We start from the raw sequence: 17,773 nt of genomic DNA, 5'->3' as shown, positions 1-17,773 counted from the left end.
TTTTGATAGTACATTGAAGGAATATTAATTATGAACACATTAAATAAAACATTAGCACTTATCGCACTGGCATCTTCATCAGCGGCGTTTGCTGCTACCGATTTTGATACGCTAGATGTTGATGGCAACGGCGCAATCAGCCAAAGTGAAGCATCGGTTGATGCTGAGCTTATGAGTAAATTTGCAGAGCTTGATACAGACGGTAACGGTGAGCTCTCAAAAGCTGAGTTCGCAAAGGCCTAATTATAGCTTCCGCCTACAAGGAATTTTAAAAGGACTTTTACATTGATTACGTTCAAAAGCAGCCAATACCCCCGGGCTGCTTTTTTTATGCCTGTGTGCTTCCTGTGCGGTTAAGTATATTATTTACAACATAAATACATCAGCTTATTATCGTGGTATTAATTTATACATGGAAGTTGCTAATGTTAGAGATTATTAGTTTATATTCAGCACTAAGCGCGAGTATATGGATTGTTGCTGGGGTGTATATCGCTGGTAGGTGTTATCCAAACTATAGTCATGCAAAGCAATTTTGCAGCGAGCTCGGTGCTGCTGGCAGTCCCACGGAAAAACTATCCCCGCTTATTAATAACTATCCTCTTGGATTACTATTTTGTTTATTTGGTTGGTATGTCGTACAACTGGAAAATACCGCTATATTAATTACGTTGGTCGGTTGGCTTGTCATGATTCATGGTGTGGGTACCTGGATTGCTGGTTACTTCCCTATGGATGCGGATCCTAATACTAAAAACCCTACTTTGAGTTGCCAAATACATTCTTGGGCTGGCTTGGTAATGCTGCTGTCTTTGCTGATTGCGCCAATTTTTGTTGCTGTAAGTTCATATACCAGTATTTCATTTCGGCTTTTTTCAATTTTGTGTGTGTGTATTGCCTGTTACTTTTTAGTTTTGTTGACGCAAGCATTTAAGCAAAAAGGCAGTGTAGGCACTTATCAACGATTAGCTTATGGTGTGCAGTTGTTGTGGTTGAGTGCATTTTCGTTGGTGCTGTAATTTAATTTTAGATTTCAACAGTAAGTGTTGCTTTGTAAAACGCTTAAGCAAAGATGAATTAGATATTGAATGACGGAGATTAGGCTTAGTGAAAAGTGTTAGCTATACCGTGGAACTGAGCTGTCCATCTTTAGAAGAATTTTGTTTATTAAGAGAGAAAGTCGGTTGGGGTAAAGTTAACGCTGATCTGGCGAATACTAGTTTAAACAACTCGTTATTTCATGTAGTGATCCGACAGGAGGGGCTACTTGTTGGTATGGGTCGTGTAATAGGTGATGGTGGTTTATTTTTTTATATCCAAGATGTTGTTGTCGATCCTGACTTTCAAAGGCAAGGTATTGGTGCGTTGATTAAGGATAATATAGAAATGTATTTGGCTGGGGCAGCAAAAAAAGATGCAACCATCGGACTGCTCTCAGCCAAAGGTAAAGAATCTTTTTATGCTCGTTACGGATATTTTAGTAGGCCGGATAAAATTCTGGGCTGTGGGATGTGTAAATTTACTTAGGATGAAAAATTTCAATGTCTGAATATGTAGCAAGTGTTGTGTGGTCTCGCCAAGCAGAAGAGTTGTTTATCGATAATAAATATAGCCGAGGTCACTTGTGGCAATTTGATGGTGGGGCAACTATTGCTGCATCCTCCTCACCGCATATCGTGCCACTGCCATATTCTGTGGCAGAAAGTGTCGACCCCGAAGAGGCATTTATTGCGTCATTGTCGAGCTGCCATATGTTATTTTTCTTATCTATTGCGGCAAAAAATAAGTTTATAGTTGATAGCTATCAAGATGATGCCGTTGGTTTGATGCAGCGCGCTAGTGATGGGCGTATGTCGATGACTCAAGTAACTTTAAAACCATGTGTGAAGTTTGCCGAAAATGAGCAACCTAGTGCAGAGCAATTAGAAGAAATGCATCACCAGGCTCATGAGTTATGTTTTATCGCCAATTCGGTGAAAACACATATTGTGATTGAAATTGTTGGTGCTTAATTAAATTGTAAGAATACCTAGAGCAGTTAAAACTGCAATATCGTTGCTATTGTTTCGCATAATGGCAACAAAACACGAATTTTCATAAACTAACTGCGTTTTTATTTTTTACTTACCAAAATAAATTTAATTTCTCCTTACAATTCAGATTGTTAATTTATGAAAAAAATTTAATTTTTATCAGTTAAAGTTGCTGTTCAGTTGCGGTTAGGGTACTCATCTTTGAAAAAAACACTATTATCAGCATAGTTTCTCGAGTTGTGTCATTTTTATAACTATTAACCATTTGATTTGTATGGTTTTATAGGTTAACGCATAAATCTTGTTGCTAAACTGCAACAGAATAGTCCTTCTAAATTCCACGAAAACATCAAAATAAAATATAACCTCATGATTTTTAATGATAATAAATTGTTGGCACCGAAGTTGTAATACTCTAGTTGTCTTGAACGAAACGGTGATTATCACTTAAGTTCACAACCATAAACTTTGAAGGAATATTTATTATGAACACATTAAATAAAACATTAGCACTTATCGCATTAGCTTCTTCATCAGCAGCATTTGCAGGTACTGACTTTGACACCTTAGATGTTGATGGTAGCGGCACGATCAGCCAAAGCGAAGCGGCAGTTGATGCAAAATTAATGAGCCAGTTTGCTGAGTTAGATACTGATGGTAATGGTGAGCTTTCAAAAGCTGAGTTTTCTGAAGCGTAATCGCTTATTTTCACACAAGGATCTTTGCAAAGGACCTGCGCATTTGATTAAGCAAGCACACTAAATTTTGGAAGGAAGATAATTATGAACACATTAAATAAAACATTAGCACTTATCGCGTTGGCATCATCATCAGCTGCTTTTGCAGCAACTGACTTCGATACTCTTGATGTTGATGGCAATGGTGTAATCAGCCAACAAGAAGCATCTGCTGATGCGACTATTTCAGCTAAGTTTGCTGAGCTTGATACTGACCAAAACGGTGAGTTATCAAAAGAAGAATTTTCAAAAGCGTAATTTCAGTTTCCACAAACAGGGATCTCTGAAAAGGATTTCTTTCTTTTAAATTATTAGGAATAACACTATGAAACATATTAATACAGCACTTGCTATTTTTGCCTTAGCGGCTTCATCAACTGCGTTTGCAGCAGTTAGTTTTGACACATTTGATACTGATGGAGACGGCGTGATCAGCCAAAAAGAAGCATCAGTAAATGCACAATTAGTTGAAATTTTCTCTGATTTAGATACTGATAGCAATGGTGAATTGTCAAAAGAAGAGTTTGCCAGAGTACAATAAAACGTACAGCACAGTACCAAAAAAGCAGCTTCATTAAGCTGCTTTTTTGGTTAACTTGAATGGTTATAAGCTGTAGTCAAATTGCAGTGAAAATTTTCGCGGGTTACCATAGCGGTATTGATTATAAAAACCGATTTGGTTGTAATAAGTTTTATCAAATAAGTTATCAATATTTACGCTAACAGACACTTGTGAGTTAATTTGATAACTACTCATAAGGCTTGCGATGCCATAACTTGATTGCTCTACTTCAACTTGACCGTGAACTGGGTTTTTTACTTCATCATAGCTGCGACTTTGCCAGCGATAACCGCCACCGACTTTCAACCCTGTTAACAGGTGATCTAATTTATAAGTGGTAAATAACTTAAATTGATTTTTTGGGTTTGTGCTATTGAGGATGTCACCTTCGGGCGTTTCACCTTCGCTATAAGTGTAGCCAAAATAGCCATTCCAACTATCAGTAAATGCACCATTAAGTTCAAACTCAAGCCCTTGGGTGACCGTACCATCAATTGGTTGATAAATTGCCTGAAGAGTGTCTGGAATTGTTTCGCCAGTGTATTCGCCCACATTGTCTTGCTGAATTTCAAAACCCGATAGTGCAATGTCTAAACGCTCGTCCAATAATGAGGCCTTGATACCTAGCTCATAATTTTGACCTTGAATTGGGTCAAGGTAATTACCATTTTTATCGACGCGGCTTTGCGGGGTAAATATATCGGTGTAGTTAGCATAAAGTGCCCAATTATCTGCCAAGCTATAAGTAGCACCTAAATAATTGGTCAGCTCGTTATCTAATTTATAATCATGTTGGCTGCCAAAGTTATCTTGATTTGTTTGCCATTGATTTAATCGGCTTCCTAAAACCAATGAGAGTGAATTTGTTAGATTAAGTTGTGAAGCAAAGTACAAAGCATTTTGCTCTGTTGTGCCATAAGAGCCAAAGGCGGGTGTAGCTTGCCAAGTTGGTTTTGGGTAGTCATAGTTTGGGGCTGTAAAATCGCCGATGATTTCTGCCTCTTCTTGCCCCGGGAAGTAGGGGGTTGTAAAGTCTTGCTCTTGGCTATTGTAACCAAACATGACTTGGTGGCTTTGATTTAACCAGTTAAATCTACCGGTAAGCTCTATCTCGTAGGTGCGCTGAATCCGCTTGGCATCAATATAATTTACTGAACCGGGCATCATGCCTATATTCGTTTGTGAGTCAGGGTTACCTGTCGCCCAAAAAACATCGTAATGTAGGTCATTATTACCATATATATAGCTCGCACTTAGCTGCCAATTAGCATTGAAGTAATGATCAATACTCATAAAGCTATTCAATGCTTTAGTTTTTGAAGATGACCAATTTGGCGCTGTGGATGTTTCTCTATCATAGTTTGTTCGGGTGCCATCGCTATAAAAAATAGGTAGTCCACCCGACATCGTGCCTTTTGGGTCTGTGGTTTGCGTATCAACAGCAAAAGTTAATAGGGTACTATCAGTTAGGTCAGCTTCGATAATACCGTATAATGTGGTTTTTTCTTGGCTGAACCTGTCTTGATATGATTGCTGATCTTGATAGGCGAGTACGGCACGCGCACGCACGGTTTCACTGCTATTTAAACTACCCGATGCATCAACCACACCACGATAGTTTTGCCAAGAACCAACCGTTGCAGAAATATTTACTTGGTTATGCACAGTAGGGCGCTTACGTATTAAGTTAATTGCTGCTGATGGATTACCTGCACCGAGCATTAACCCTGTGGCACCACGGACAACTTCAATCCGCTCATAAATAGCAGTATCTGTTAAGTTATCGCCGTAATTAAATCGGGTATCATAAGTAGTTGCTATGCCATCATATAAAATACTGGTAACACTGATACCGCGCGCTGAAATTGAATATTTACCATTATCGGCCTCTCTTGCATTGATGCCGGTTACGCTGGTGATGGCTTCAATAGCACTATTTAATTGTTGATCGGCCATAAATTCACTGGTGATAGCGATAGCTGATTGCGGAGTTTGCAAGTGGCTGAGATCAAGCCCTGTTGCTGAGTTCATTGCACTGACTTTGTAGCCGCTATCTTGCTGGCCCACTATGGTTAGTTTTTCAATGTCGTTTTTAGCTTCGGCATTTGCATTTGTTGATAGTCCACACACAAGAATACCAATAACACTGCAATATGTAACACAAAGAGGGGTGTTTAAAGTTGGGTGTATCATTTGAAGAAATCCATTTATATTAAAAAATGTGAAATTAACTTCTCACAGAAAGAGAAAACGCTTGATTATCAAACAGCGTGAGAGTAATGGATTTGGGTACGGAAGTAAATGCTTTTGAGATTGATTTTCATTTGTGTTTGTTGGGGTGGAAATTCACCTTTCGATACAGTTGCTTTGTGTCGAAAGGTGAGGAGTAATTTAGAGAAAGATAGCGCTAACTTGGAACAGTTTTTCAACTACGTTGATATGCTTTTTATCGATCAAGAACATAATGACGTGATCGCCTGAGTGAATTATCGTGTCGTCGTGGGCAATGAGTACATCATCATTACGGACAATCGCGCCAATCGTGGTACCTGCAGGCAGCTTAATATCAGCAATTGCACGGCCGACAACTTTAGAGGTATGTTCGTCGCCATGGGCCACAGCCTCAATGGCTTCTGCTGCGCCTTTACGTAATGAATACACATTAACAATATCACCGCGGCGAACATGGGTAAGCAGGGCAGAAATCGTGGCTTGCTGTGGTGAAATGGCAATATCAATTTCGCCACCTTGCACTAAATCAACATATGCGCCGCGCTGAATAAGCACCATGGTTTTTTGCGCACCCATGCGTTTAGCGAGCATGGCTGACATAATATTAGCTTCATCATCATTAGTTACCGCGATGAATACATCAACTTGTTCGATGTGTTCTTCTGATAACAACTCCTGATCTGACGCATCACCACAAAACACCACTGTATTATCAAGCATTTCTGATAACTGCTCAGCACGTTCTTTATTTCGTTCAAGCAATTTTACGCTATGATTCTTTTCCAGAGAGCGAGCAAGCCCAGCGCCAATATTACCGCCACCAGCAATCATAATTTTTTTGTATGAACGCTCTAATTTCTGTAGTTCATTCATTACTGCACGAATATGTTTGGTGGCAGCGAGGAAGAACACTTCATCATCCGCTTCAATTACTGTAGTACCCAGTGGTTTGATTGCTTTACCTTGGCGGTAAATCGCAGCAACACGAGTTTCAACATTAGGAATATGCTCTTTTAATGCTGACAATGCATAACCGACTAACAATCCGCCGTAGTAAGCTTTTACCGCCACCAGCGAGAGCATGCCATCGCCAAACTCTAAAACTTGTAACGCGCCAGGATAATCAATCAAGCGACGAATATACTTAGTCACTAGTTGCTCTGGAGCAATATAGTGGTCAACAGGTAAATCATCGTTTTGAAAGAGCTTTTCGCGGTACTTTAAGTATTGTTCAGAACGGATCCGAGCAATTTTAGTCGGCGTATTAAAAATACTATACGCGACTTGGCAAGCGACCATGTTCACTTCATCTGAACTGGTTACTGCGATGATCATATCGGCGTCTTCCGCACCGGCGCGGCGTAATACATCAGGGTGGGCACTATGACCTGTAACACCCTGTAGATCGTATTTATCTTGTAACTCACGTAATCGGTTGCCATCAATATCAACAACCGTGATTTCGTTTTGTTCACCTACCAGGTTTTCAGCGAGTGTACCGCCTACTTGTCCTGCACCGAGTATGATTATTTTCATGGTTTACTAAAAGCTTCTTATGAGTGTGTTTTTATAAGCTTGGCATAATAAAATCCGTCACTCTCACCAGGCTGTAACTGCAGCCCAGGGTTGCTTGGGGTATCGTTATCATGTAGCGGGATATGTTCAACATCGTTATTATTTGCTAAAAATTTAGCGACTTGCTGTTGGTTCTCTTGTGGTAATACTGAGCAGGTTGCATAAATTAGCGTGCCACCTGGTTTCAATAATGGCCAAATGCTATTGAGAATATCGCCTTGGAGTGTCGCCAGATCATTGATATCTGATGCACGACGTAGCCATTTGATATCTGGGTGACGACGAATAACACCCGTTGCAGAGCAAGGAACGTCTAATAGAATACGGTCAAACTGTTGCTCATCCCACCATTTGTGTGGTTGCGAAGCATCGGCACATTGTAAATCAGCGCCTAAGCCAATTCTTTCAAGGTTTTGCTTTACACGTTCAAGGCGGGTGGCATCGCTATCAAGTGCCAGTACATCAGCATCTGCGAGTTCTAGAATGTGACAGGTTTTACCACCGGGTGCTGCGCAGGCATCTAAAATATGCTCGTCAGCTTTTGGATCTAACAAGCGTGCCGCAAGCTGTGCTGCTGCATCTTGTACTGAACATGCGCCGGTGTCGAATTCAGGCAACGAAAACACATCGCGCGGTTTATCCAGCTTAATACCATCAGGGAAATCAGGATTGAGTGTATGTTCAATGTCATTAGCAGTGAGCATTTCGCTATATTCAGCGGTGCTATATTGCGCTTGGTTAACACGCAACCACATTGGTGCTTGCTGCTGGTTCGCTTCTAGTAGAGCTTGCCAAGAGTCAGGGTAAGCTTCAGTTACTTGTTTGATAAACCAGTTTGGGTGGTTGTATAAACACACTGGTATTTGCTTGGCTTTTTCTTCAAGCTCTACTTGCTGGCGCTGAAAGCTGCGTAAAATAGCGTTGATCAAGCCTTTTAAACCCAATGCGCGCAGTTGTTCTAATGCATTAACCGTTTCGCTAATTGCTGCATGCGGTGGAACCCGCATATGTTGTAGTTGGTAAATGCCCACATACAGTAAGAACTGGAATATACGGCGCTTACCTTTAAGTGGCTGCTCAACTAAATGTTGACAATAATTTTCTAAACTTGGTAAATAACGCAGTACGCCGTAACAAATTTGCTGTAATAACGCTTTATCTTTAGGTGGTAAACCTTGGCTGGCAAAAGGCAGCTCTTGATTTAATGAGGCGCCTTTATCAACCACGTTATATAAAGTTTCGGCTGCAATCGCCCTGACATTACTCATTGTGTTCGCCTATTCGTGTGCCAGGAGTTACCCAGTCTGCTCGACCATTTAAAAAGTCAGTAATGGCCATTGGCTTTTTACCTTGTGGTTGTACTTGAGTGATATTAAGTGCGTTAGTACCACAGGCAATCACAATGCCGTGTTTATCGCTTTGTAATACCGTTCCTGCCGTGCCTTGCTGGTCAACAACATTAGCTTGATAAACTTTTACAGTGTGTTCACCCATTTGAGTAAAACAGACCGGCCATGGATTGAATGAGCGGATATTACGCTCTATTTGCGCTGCGTCCATCGACCAATCAATATTTGCTTCGTCTTTAGATAGCTTTTTAGCGTAATTGGCAAGCTCGTCATTTTGTACTTGCGGGGTAATTTCGCCATTAGCTAACTTAGTAATGGTGTCTATTAGTGCGCTTGGGCCTAAATCGGCAAGCTTAGCGTATAAACTTGCACTTGTTTCAGTGGCGGTAATAGGGCAGCGGCTAATATGCAGCATGTCGCCGGTATCTAGGCCTTCATCCATTTGCATTATGGTGACGCCAGTCTCTTCATCGCCGGCCCAGATAGCGCGTTGAATCGGCGCGGCACCACGCCAGCGCGGTAAAATTGAGCCGTGTACATTTAAACAACCAAGCCGTGGCGCCTCTAAAATTGCTTTTGGTAACAGTAATCCATAAGCGACCACGATCATAAGGTCAGCATCTAAGCTGCTTAGTTCAGCCAGAGCGTCGTCACTTTTTAATGAGGCAGGTTGGAACACTGCTAACTCATTTGCCAGTGCTAGCTCTTTCACTTCACTGGCTTTGAGTTTTTTACCGCGCCCTGCTGGACGGTCGGGTTGGCTATACACGCCAACAATTTGATGCTCTGAGTCGATAAGAGCTTGTAAATGGCGCGCAGCAAAGTCTGGCGTACCGGCAAAAATAATGCGTAATGGTTGTGTCACTGAACTTCCTAATTATTACTAAGGTATTATTGCGCTGCTAACTTAGCTTCTTTTTCAAGTTTTTTACGAATACGTTGGCGCTTTAACGGTGATAAGTAATCGATAAATAGTTTACCCTGTAAATGGTCAAGCTCATGCTGGATGCAAATTGCTAATAGCTCATCAGCATCTAAACTAAACTCTTCGCCATTTTCGTTTAATGCGGTCACTGTTACAGTTTCTGCGCGGTCAACTTTTGCATAAGAGTGTGGCACAGATAAACAGCCTTCTTCACTTACCGTGGTGCCATCTTGTTTAGTGATTGTCGGGTTGATCAATACTAACGGTTCATCACGTTCTTCTGATACGTCAATGACCACAATACGTTGATGAATATCGACTTGAGTCGCAGCTAATCCAATGCCGTTTTCATCATACATAGTTTCCAGCATGTCTTTTACAATTTGGCGAATTTGGTCGTCAACTTGCACCACTTCTTTTGCTATTGTACGTAAACGCTCATCTGGAAATCTTAAAACTTCTAACCTAGCCATAGTAACCTTTTTCACTTGTGCTTAATTTAGGGTATTGTATGCTCTTATTTTAGCCATTCGCGTTCACCTTTAACAGGTTTTGGTTGATAATAATGAAAAAACACCACAAGGAAGCTCAATGAAATACCCATTACTCGCGGCAATGTTGGCATTAAGTGCTACTTTCCCATCCTTAGCAGATGTATTAACTATAAAAAAAGATGCGCCTAAACAATACGTTGTGAAAAAGGGCGATACACTTTGGGATATTTCAGGAGTTTATTTGCAAGAGCCTTGGCAGTGGCCGGAACTTTGGCAAATGAATCCACAAATTAATAATCCACACCTAATTTACCCAGGGGATGCACTGTCTTTAATCTACGATGAGCACGGTAATCCACGTTTGGTGATTAATCAGGGTTATAAAAAGCTTTCTCCACATGGTCGAATTGTGCAAAAAGGTAAAAATGCGATCCCTACGTTACCTCTTGAGCTGCTGCGTCCTTACCTAACCTATGAGCAAGCACTAAATGCTGAAGACATTGCCGATAAACCTTATATTTTAGGTGCCAATGTCAACACTAAAATGAATACCGAAGGCCATATAGTTTATGTTAAAGGTGAGCTGAAATTACACGAGTCATACGCTATTTACCGCAACGGCGAAGCATATGTTGATCCGCAAACGAACGAAGTGTTGGCTAATAAAGCACAATTAGTGGCGGTGGGTCGTGTATTTAGAAAAGGTGATATTGCCAATGGTGTACCTGCTTCAGTTAAAGTTGAACAGGTAAAGAGAGAAATCAAAGCGGGTGATTTTTTAATGCCTGCGATAGAAGGTCAGCTATTACCTGCGTATTTTAATATTCACCGTCCTGAGCAGCCAGTGCAAGGTGAAATCATCGCATCAGTGAGTGGATTACGAGAATTCAGCACAATGGATATTGTAGTGCTAAACTTAGGGTCAGAGCAGCAAATTAAAGAAGGCCATATTTTAGATATTGAGCGTCAATCACCGACTGTTTTTGATGGTCGCAATGGCCCACGCTACAAAGAAGATTCAAATAGCCTTGAAAAGTTAGTAACAAACGCCAACGAATTTTTTGGCGTTGAGGCAGATGCCGACACGACTGTGTGGCATATGCCAAAAGAACAGGTCGGTCAGCTAATGGTGTTTAAAGTTTATAAAAACGTTAGTTATGCCTTAATCGTAAAAAACCAGCACCCAATCCGAGTCGGTGATTTTGCAGTTATAAATTAATTCAGGTTTGAGTGCTCTAAGGAGGGAGCATGAAAGATTCATCAGGCAAGCTAACCCATTGGCTTGCCTTTTATTTATGTAAAGGCTTAGGTGTTAAAACCTTATTGGCATTGGCACAAAAACTGCCATTAGATGATTTGTTTGAGCTGACTCACGATCAGCTTACCGGTCATGGTTTAAGCCCGCAGGTCGCCACTAATTTACTAGCAACCGATTGGCAGCAAGTTGACTATTATCAACAGATAATTGTTAACTCACAGATAACCGCAATTGATTACTTCGATCCTCACTATCCACCATTATTAAAAGAAATTGCTAGCGCGCCTTTATTGCTATTTTGCCGAGGCAATTTAGAGTTATTGACCAGTCCGCAAATCGCTATTGTTGGAAGCCGCAATGCCACGCCAATCGGTTTAGAGATCGCCGCTGAATTTGCTCATCAACTCACTGTGGCTGGATTAACGGTAACTTCCGGAATGGCGCTTGGTATTGATGGTGCTGCCCACAAAGGAGCGCTGGCGGGCAATGGTAAAACCATTGCAGTGCTTGGTACTGGAGTGGATGTTTATTATCCTAAACGGCATAAGTTACTCACCGATCAAGTATCCGAACGGGGGATGTTGGTGAGCGAGTTTTTACCCGGTACAGCCGCTAATGCTAATAACTTCCCAAGACGTAATCGTATGATATCTGGTTTGTCATTAGGTGTGTTGATTGTCGAGGCTGAAATAAAAAGCGGTTCGCTTATCACCGTGCGTTATGCGCTGGAGCAAAACAAAGAAGTTTTTGCAGTGCCTGGTTCAATTAAAAATCCACTCTCTGAAGCCAGTCACTTTTTAATTAAACAAGGTGCAAAGCTGGTGGAAAATGTCAGTGATATTCTCGACGAAGTGAGCTTTTTCTGCGAAAACAGTCTATATACTATAGAAGAAGCAACGGTTGATGAACCTGCCTGCGAAATACTAAACAGTGTTGGTTTTGAAGTAACAGCTGTTGATTTAATTGCTCAGCGTAGCCAGTGGCCAATAGATAAAGTGCAAGCACGTTTACTTGATCTTGAATTGGAAGATAGAGTAGAGCGTGTATTAGATGGCTATATTAGAGTTCGATAAGCTTAGTGTGGAGGAAAGTAACATGTTCGATATCCTCATGTATCTGTTTGAAAACTACATTCACAGCGAAGCCGAAGTCTTTGTTGAGCATAATGAACTCACTGACGAATTATTACGTGCCGGCTTTAATAAGCCCGAAATATACAAAGCACTTGATTGGCTTGAGCAGCTTGCTGACTTGCAGCACAGTGATGAATTCCCTTATTTAAACCGCCTCCCACAACATGCGATACGTATTTTTACCGATAGTGAATGCCACATGCTGAGCGTAGAGTGTCGGGGCTTTTTAATGTTTTTAGAACAAGTCGGAGTGATCAACAGCGCAACGCGTGAAATGGTTATGGATCGTTTGTTCGCATTAGATAAAGCTTATATATCACTTGATGATTTAAAATGGGTGGTACTTATGGTGTTGTTTAATGTGCCAGGCTCAGAGCAAGCTTATGCACAAATGGAAGAACTTATTTTTGATGAGCCAGCAGAGGTAGTACATTAAGCAAGTACTGCGCTTGTATCTTTAATTAGTTTGGGTATATTAGGCGAAAATTAGTCAGCTGCTTAGGGAACACATGAGTAAAATCGACCAATCGCTTTTTTCTGCAAATCAACATGCCTTAGAAAAAGAATACGAAGTGTGCCCTAAATGCGGTTCAGAGCTTGTGATCCGCAACAGTAAATCAGGTCCTTTCCTTGGCTGTGCGAGTTACCCCGAATGTGATTTTATTCGCTCGCTTGCTCAACATGATACTCAACAAATCAAAGTACTTGATGATAGCCCTTGTCCAGAGTGTGGTAATCCGCTAGTAGTGAAGAATGGCCGCTATGGTATGTTTATTGGCTGTACGGGTTATCCTGAGTGTCACTATATTGCTCATGATGAGCCTGAGCCAAATGAAGAAGTTTTACCTGCTTGCCCTAAGTGTAAAAAAGGCCAGTTAGTGGCGCGTAGTAATAAATTTGGTAAAACATTTTATTCATGTAATAGCTATCCAAGTTGTAAATACACACTCAATCACAAACCAGTTAGCCATATCTGCCCCGCGTGCCAATGGCCAGTAATGATGCAAAAGCAAATGACCAATAGTGTTGTGCTACAATGCCCTCAGAAAAGTTGCTCGCATAAATTCACGGTGAGCGAATAATTACCGGCTTTAATTTTATTGTATTTGGAGATTTTCAGTGACTGATACTACCTCAGTTCCTTTAACAGCCCTTGCTGCTGTGTCGCAAGGCGGGGTTATTGTTTACCCAACCGAAGCTGTTTATGGCTTAGGCTGTGACCCCGATAATCAGCAAGCTGTGGAGCGCTTACTTGCAATAAAGCAGCGGCCCGTTGAGAAAGGCTTAATTTTAATTGCCGATAATTATGGGCAATTATTAAAGTATGTTGATGATGCAAAAATTCCGATGGATAAACGCGCTGATATTTTTTCCAGCTGGCCCGGCGCAATTACTTGGGTTATGCCAGCGGCTAAAGGTACGCCTAAATGGTTAACAGGACAATTTGATAGTATTGCTGTGCGTGTAACTAATCACCCAACAGTAAAGCGCTTATGCCAAGAATTAGGCAAACCTCTTGTGTCTACTAGTGCTAACTTATCAGGACATGATACGGTCACTAGTATTGCAATGGCTAAAAGTGAGTTTGGCGAGCTGGTGGCATTTTATGTAGATGAACCACTCGGTGGTAACACGCAGCCTAGCACTATTAAAGATGTAATGACCGGCAAAGTATTTAGAGGATAACCATGCACAGCAATTTACTCGAACAAGTAAAAACCTACCTGATGGCCTTGCAAGACACAATTTGCCAAGGTTTAGAGCAAGCTGATGGCCAAGCCAAGTTTGTAGAAGACAGTTGGCAGCGCGAAGAAGGCGGTGGTGGCCGAACTCGTGTTATTCGTGGTGGCAATGTGATCGAGCAAGGTGGGGTGAACTACTCGCATGTGTTTGGTGCTTCAATGCCGGCATCGGCAACTGCGCATCGTCCAGAACTTGCTGGTCGTAGCTTCCATGCCTGTGGTGTCTCGCTAGTGATCCACCCAAACAATCCACATATTCCAACGAGCCATGCTAACGTACGCTTTTTCATTGCAGAAAAGCAAGGTGAGGAGCCTATTTGGTGGTTTGGTGGTGGTTTTGACTTAACGCCATTTTATCCTGAGCTTGAAGATGTTCAACATTGGCATCAAGTCGCGCATGATTTATGTGCGCCGTTTGGAGATGAGGTTTACCCTAAATATAAAAAATGGTGTGACGAGTATTTTTACCTAAAACATCGCGATGAAACGCGCGGTGTCGGCGGTTTATTCTTTGATGATTTGAATGAAGCCGGGTTTGAGCAAAGCTTTGCCTTTATGCAAGCAGTAGGCAATGGCTTTTTAGGTGCTTATTTACCTATTATTGAACGTAGAAAAGCAACCCTATTTACTGAGCAGCAACGAGACTTCCAACTTTATCGTCGTGGCCGTTATGTTGAGTTTAACTTAGTGTGGGATCGTGGCACTTTATTTGGCTTGCAAAGTGGCGGACGTACAGAATCAATATTAATGTCGATGCCGCCGCTAGCGCGTTGGGAATATAACTATACACCCGAAGAAGGCAGTGCTGAAAATAAGCTATACGCTGACTTTTTAAAACCAAGAGACTGGTTAGGGCTAGCATAGTAAGCAGGCTGCCAGTCAATATCTGGTTTATTGACTGGCAACTTTAAGTATTACATCAATTTAAAGCTTCTTACTTGCTCATCCAGTGAACGCGCTAGATTTAACAGCTCCTCACTTACTTTTTGGTTATCGTTAGCATCCACTAATGACCGCTCAGCGTTATCACTAATACCAATAACACTCCTATTTATTTCCTCTGCGGCTAAGTTTTGTTGTTCTGTCGCGTCGGCTATTTGAATATTAAGTTGATTTATTTCATTCATCTGCATAGAAATATCTTTTAAAGCTTGAGCAACATTTTTTACTTGTTGCGCTCTAGCATCAGCCTCCTCACACGATTCACCCATGGTTTTAACCGTTTGCGCCGCTTCGGATTGCAGTTTGTCGATTGTGCGACGAATTTCATCGGTGGATGCATGAGTACGAGTTGCCAATGTACGTACTTCATCAGCCACCACAGCAAAGCCCCGCCCAGCTTTACCTGCACGTGCGGCTTCAATCGCAGCATTAAGAGCTAACAAATTGGTCTGTTCAGCAATACTGCTAATCACTTCGAGTACTTTTCCTACCTCAAGTGTTTGTACTTGTAGTTGACTTACTTGCGCTGCAGCTTGGCGAACATCGTCTGCTAATTGATTAATACTGAGTTCTGTTTGTTCAGCAACATGCATACTTTGTTGTGCCAGTTCATTACTGTTTTCTGATTTTTCAGAGGCAAAGTGAGTGGTGTTTTTTACTTCATTAGAGGAGCTCTCTAGTTCGTTTATAGCAGCTGCCACGGAGTCTGTATTTTTCTTTTGCTCTAAAATAGCGCGCTCAGTAGTATCCGCTGAGGTATAAATTTTTTCTGCTGAGTGGATCAATATTTTTGATGAATGAGATACTTGAGCAATATTATCTTTAAAGGTAGCGATCATCTTATTAAAGCTGGTGGCGAGCCAACCCAGTTCATCTTCAGCGCTATCGTCAATTCGCAGGCTTAAATCTTTGTTGGTTGTAGCTAAATGCATAGCATGACCTAGCTTTTTAAGGCGTACAATAAAAATTTGTCTAAACATAATGCCCAGTAATACAAAGGCAATAATAAAAATAATAGAGAGTAATGCGGTATTTACTAGGGTGTTGTAAGTCACCGCATTATCAATATCAGCTAATGAGTAACTAATTTTAACTACGCCGAGTACATCACCTTCTTGTGCTTGATGACAGCCAAGGCAATTAGTGCCTTTATAATCGCTACTGGCAAACATAGGGCGCAGAAAAGTTATACTGCGGCTATTATTTTGCTGATCAATTAGCAATGTTTCCTTGCCTTTTAAAGCCTCGCGTTCGATATCGTTGCTCGGCGCTTGATTTTTATTGCCCGGCCCATAAAGTTTATTAACAATTGGGGAGCGAATAATATGCGCATCTTCAATATTTGGGTGCTTGCGTAGTTTTTGGCTTAATAGCTCTCTATTTGCCATGGTGCCTGTGATCATCAAAGTATTGATAGAGTCAAAGTAGTTATCAGCAAGAAGCTTAATATTTTCTGCAACAGTGTCTTGCGCAAGCGTTCGTTGTTGGCTTGAGCTACTAAGAATACTGGCAATTAACACAATAATGCCTGTTAGGGCCAATAGGGCATAAATTTTATGTTGGATTGATTTCACACGCACGACGCTTTTTCTAAATATTTGATCACGTATTATCTATATTTAAAAAAAGGCCGTTTTGACTTAGCGCAAATAACGTGCAGTTAAAGAGAAGTGCTAGTGCTGATTAATCATATGACTGGCAAGTTGTGCCAAAGATTTACGTAACCCTTCTCGTAATAAGGGATTATCAATTTCCGCGTCTAACGCTTTATTCATGCAATACATCCATTGATCTCGTAAATCTTGATCAATTGGAAAAGGCATATGGCGTTTACGCAGCATAGGGTGACCATGCTTTTCAACAAACAAGTCTGGGCCGCCTAACCACCCTGATAAAAACTCAAAAAACACTTGGCGAATACGGTCCAATGGTTGAGGATGCATATCATATAACGGTTTAGCGTATTCATCGCTGGCCATAATGTCGTAGAATCGATTCGCAAGTGCTAAAGCACCAGCTTCTCCACCCATCAGTTGATAAGGTGTTTTTTCTGGCGTTGGTGCTTGCTGTTGTTCTGGTGGTTTCGATTTTGAAAAGAATCGTTTAATCATAGTTTTATCATCATTAATTAGCAGTAAGTTACGAGGTAATGTTACTGCACAAAGAGGTTGCTCAAATATGGACAAATATGCAGTTTTTGGAAATCCTATTAAACACTCAAAATCCCCTGCGATACATCAGCAATTTGCAACCTCATTGGGCGAACAAATCGAATACAGCGCAATATTAGCACCGATTGATGGTTTTAAAAAAGCCGTGGCCGATTTTTTTGCCACAGGCGGTAAAGGAGCTAATGTTACAGTGCCATTTAAAGAGCAAGCATTTGCGCTAGTTGATGAGCGAACTGAATTGGCAACCATTGTCGGAGCAGTAAATACTATTAAGTTATTAGATGATGGGCGCTTGCTAGGTGACAACACCGATGGCATTGGTTTTGTGAACGATCTGCTTGCCAATCAGGTTACCATTAAAGATAAACGGGTCTTACTTATAGGTGCCGGAGGCGCTGCACGTGGCGTGGTTTTACCGTTATTGGCACAACAGCCGAGTGAAATCATTATAGTCAATCGTACGGCAGCAAAAGCTAAGGAACTAGCTGAATTATTTGCCCAATACGGTAATGTAACTGGCTATGGTTTTGATGATTTGACAGTAAGTGATTACTCGCTAATTGTAAACTCTACATCTAGCAGTATGCTTGGTGAATTGCCTGCGCTTGATAAAAAACACC

Annotated in this window: 21 protein-coding genes; 14 read left to right on the top strand and 7 right to left on the bottom strand. The window is 41.3% G+C overall.

The genetic code is table 11. The annotated features are described in order from the left end of the window. The first annotated feature begins 30 nt into the window (after positions 1–30). From H5232_RS05150 to H5232_RS05120, 7 genes are all read left to right on the top strand, one after another. A complete protein-coding gene (locus H5232_RS05150; protein WP_145241754.1) occupies positions 31–243 on the top strand; it encodes a calmodulin in 213 nt (70 codons plus the stop codon). 182 nt (positions 244–425) lie between these two features. Further along, positions 426–1,019: a DUF998 domain-containing protein gene (locus H5232_RS05145; protein ID WP_182740627.1), complete on the top strand. Its 594-nt coding sequence runs from the start codon at positions 426–428 to the stop codon at positions 1,017–1,019. Positions 1,020–1,107: 88 nt separating this feature from the next. Further along, a complete protein-coding gene (locus tag H5232_RS05140; protein WP_310736237.1) occupies positions 1,108–1,527 on the top strand; it encodes a GNAT family N-acetyltransferase in 420 nt (139 codons plus the stop codon). Between the two features lie 14 nt (positions 1,528–1,541). Next, complete coding sequence (locus tag H5232_RS05135; RefSeq protein ID WP_182718499.1) at positions 1,542–2,012, top strand: OsmC family protein; 471 nt, start codon at positions 1,542–1,544, stop codon at positions 2,010–2,012. A 506-nt stretch (positions 2,013–2,518) separates the two neighbouring features. Further along, a complete protein-coding gene (locus tag H5232_RS05130) occupies positions 2,519–2,731 on the top strand; it encodes a calmodulin (protein ID WP_145241758.1) in 213 nt (70 codons plus the stop codon). 84 nt (positions 2,732–2,815) lie between these two features. Further along, the gene (locus H5232_RS05125; RefSeq protein ID WP_145241760.1) at positions 2,816–3,028 is read left to right on the top strand and encodes a calmodulin; all 213 of its coding nucleotides are present in this window, start codon (positions 2,816–2,818) and stop codon (positions 3,026–3,028) included. A gap of 67 nt (positions 3,029–3,095) precedes the next feature. Then, positions 3,096–3,311, top strand: coding sequence for an EF-hand domain-containing protein (locus tag H5232_RS05120; protein WP_182740628.1), 216 nt, complete (start codon positions 3,096–3,098; stop codon positions 3,309–3,311). Between the two features lie 63 nt (positions 3,312–3,374). Here H5232_RS05120 and H5232_RS05115 read toward each other — a convergent pair whose 3' ends face one another. The 5 genes from H5232_RS05115 to def form a co-directional block, all read right to left on the bottom strand. Then, positions 3,375–5,525 (bottom strand): TonB-dependent siderophore receptor, encoded by a 2,151-nt coding sequence (locus H5232_RS05115; RefSeq protein WP_259399464.1) that lies wholly within the window; start codon positions 5,523–5,525, stop codon positions 3,375–3,377. A 198-nt stretch (positions 5,526–5,723) separates the two neighbouring features. Beyond that, a complete protein-coding gene (gene trkA / locus H5232_RS05110) occupies positions 5,724–7,100 on the bottom strand; it encodes a Trk system potassium transporter TrkA (RefSeq protein ID WP_064668279.1) in 1,377 nt (458 codons plus the stop codon). Between the two features lie 17 nt (positions 7,101–7,117). After that, positions 7,118–8,407 carry a 16S rRNA (cytosine(967)-C(5))-methyltransferase RsmB gene (gene rsmB / locus H5232_RS05105; protein ID WP_182740629.1) on the bottom strand — a complete coding sequence of 430 codons (1,290 nt, stop codon included), beginning with the start codon at positions 8,405–8,407 and terminating at the stop codon, positions 7,118–7,120. Then, on the bottom strand, positions 8,400–9,353 hold the full coding sequence (gene fmt, locus H5232_RS05100) for a methionyl-tRNA formyltransferase (protein WP_182740630.1): 954 nt from the start codon (positions 9,351–9,353) through the stop codon (positions 8,400–8,402). The genes rsmB and fmt overlap by 8 nt, the downstream gene beginning before the upstream one ends. 26 nt (positions 9,354–9,379) lie before the next feature. Then, positions 9,380–9,886, bottom strand: a complete 507-nt coding sequence (gene def / locus H5232_RS05095) for a peptide deformylase (RefSeq protein WP_145241766.1) — start codon at positions 9,884–9,886, stop codon at positions 9,380–9,382. Between the two features lie 118 nt (positions 9,887–10,004). Here def and H5232_RS05090 point away from each other — a divergent pair, with 118 nt between their 5' ends. The 6 genes from H5232_RS05090 (at position 10,005) to hemF (ending at position 14,904) form a co-directional block, all read left to right on the top strand. After that, positions 10,005–11,126 carry a LysM peptidoglycan-binding domain-containing protein gene (locus H5232_RS05090; protein WP_182718497.1) on the top strand — a complete coding sequence of 374 codons (1,122 nt, stop codon included), beginning with the start codon at positions 10,005–10,007 and terminating at the stop codon, positions 11,124–11,126. Positions 11,127–11,155: 29 nt separating this feature from the next. After that, a complete protein-coding gene (gene dprA / locus H5232_RS05085; RefSeq protein WP_182830604.1) occupies positions 11,156–12,238 on the top strand; it encodes a DNA-processing protein DprA in 1,083 nt (360 codons plus the stop codon). 22 nt (positions 12,239–12,260) lie between these two features. Then, positions 12,261–12,734 (top strand): DUF494 family protein, encoded by a 474-nt coding sequence (locus tag H5232_RS05080; RefSeq protein WP_182740632.1) that lies wholly within the window; start codon positions 12,261–12,263, stop codon positions 12,732–12,734. A gap of 73 nt (positions 12,735–12,807) precedes the next feature. Then, on the top strand, positions 12,808–13,380 hold the full coding sequence (locus H5232_RS05075) for a type I DNA topoisomerase (protein WP_182718494.1): 573 nt from the start codon (positions 12,808–12,810) through the stop codon (positions 13,378–13,380). A 37-nt stretch (positions 13,381–13,417) separates the two neighbouring features. After that, positions 13,418–13,984 (top strand): L-threonylcarbamoyladenylate synthase, encoded by a 567-nt coding sequence (locus H5232_RS05070; RefSeq protein WP_182718493.1) that lies wholly within the window; start codon positions 13,418–13,420, stop codon positions 13,982–13,984. Between the two features lie 2 nt (positions 13,985–13,986). Further along, a complete protein-coding gene (hemF, locus tag H5232_RS05065) occupies positions 13,987–14,904 on the top strand; it encodes an oxygen-dependent coproporphyrinogen oxidase (RefSeq protein ID WP_182718492.1) in 918 nt (305 codons plus the stop codon). 50 nt (positions 14,905–14,954) lie between these two features. On the opposite strand, the gene H5232_RS05060 is transcribed toward hemF, so the two are convergent. After that, a complete protein-coding gene (locus tag H5232_RS05060) occupies positions 14,955–16,556 on the bottom strand; it encodes a methyl-accepting chemotaxis protein (protein ID WP_182784635.1) in 1,602 nt (533 codons plus the stop codon). A 99-nt stretch (positions 16,557–16,655) separates the two neighbouring features. Continuing rightward, on the bottom strand, positions 16,656–17,093 hold the full coding sequence (locus H5232_RS05055; protein WP_145241782.1) for a group II truncated hemoglobin: 438 nt from the start codon (positions 17,091–17,093) through the stop codon (positions 16,656–16,658). A gap of 67 nt (positions 17,094–17,160) precedes the next feature. Here H5232_RS05055 and aroE point away from each other — a divergent pair. After that, positions 17,161–17,773, top strand: a 613-nt coding sequence (gene aroE, locus H5232_RS05050) for a shikimate dehydrogenase (protein WP_182830603.1), incomplete at its 3' end; no start/stop codon positions are given.

The sequence above is a fragment of the Pseudoalteromonas sp. SG41-5 genome (genome assembly GCF_014164495.1).
In the GTDB taxonomy this organism is placed as follows: Bacteria; Pseudomonadota; Gammaproteobacteria; order Enterobacterales; family Alteromonadaceae; genus Pseudoalteromonas; species Pseudoalteromonas rhizosphaerae.
The sequence above is the reverse complement of the archived record's forward strand: the minus strand, read 5'-3'. Positions and strand labels throughout refer to the sequence as shown.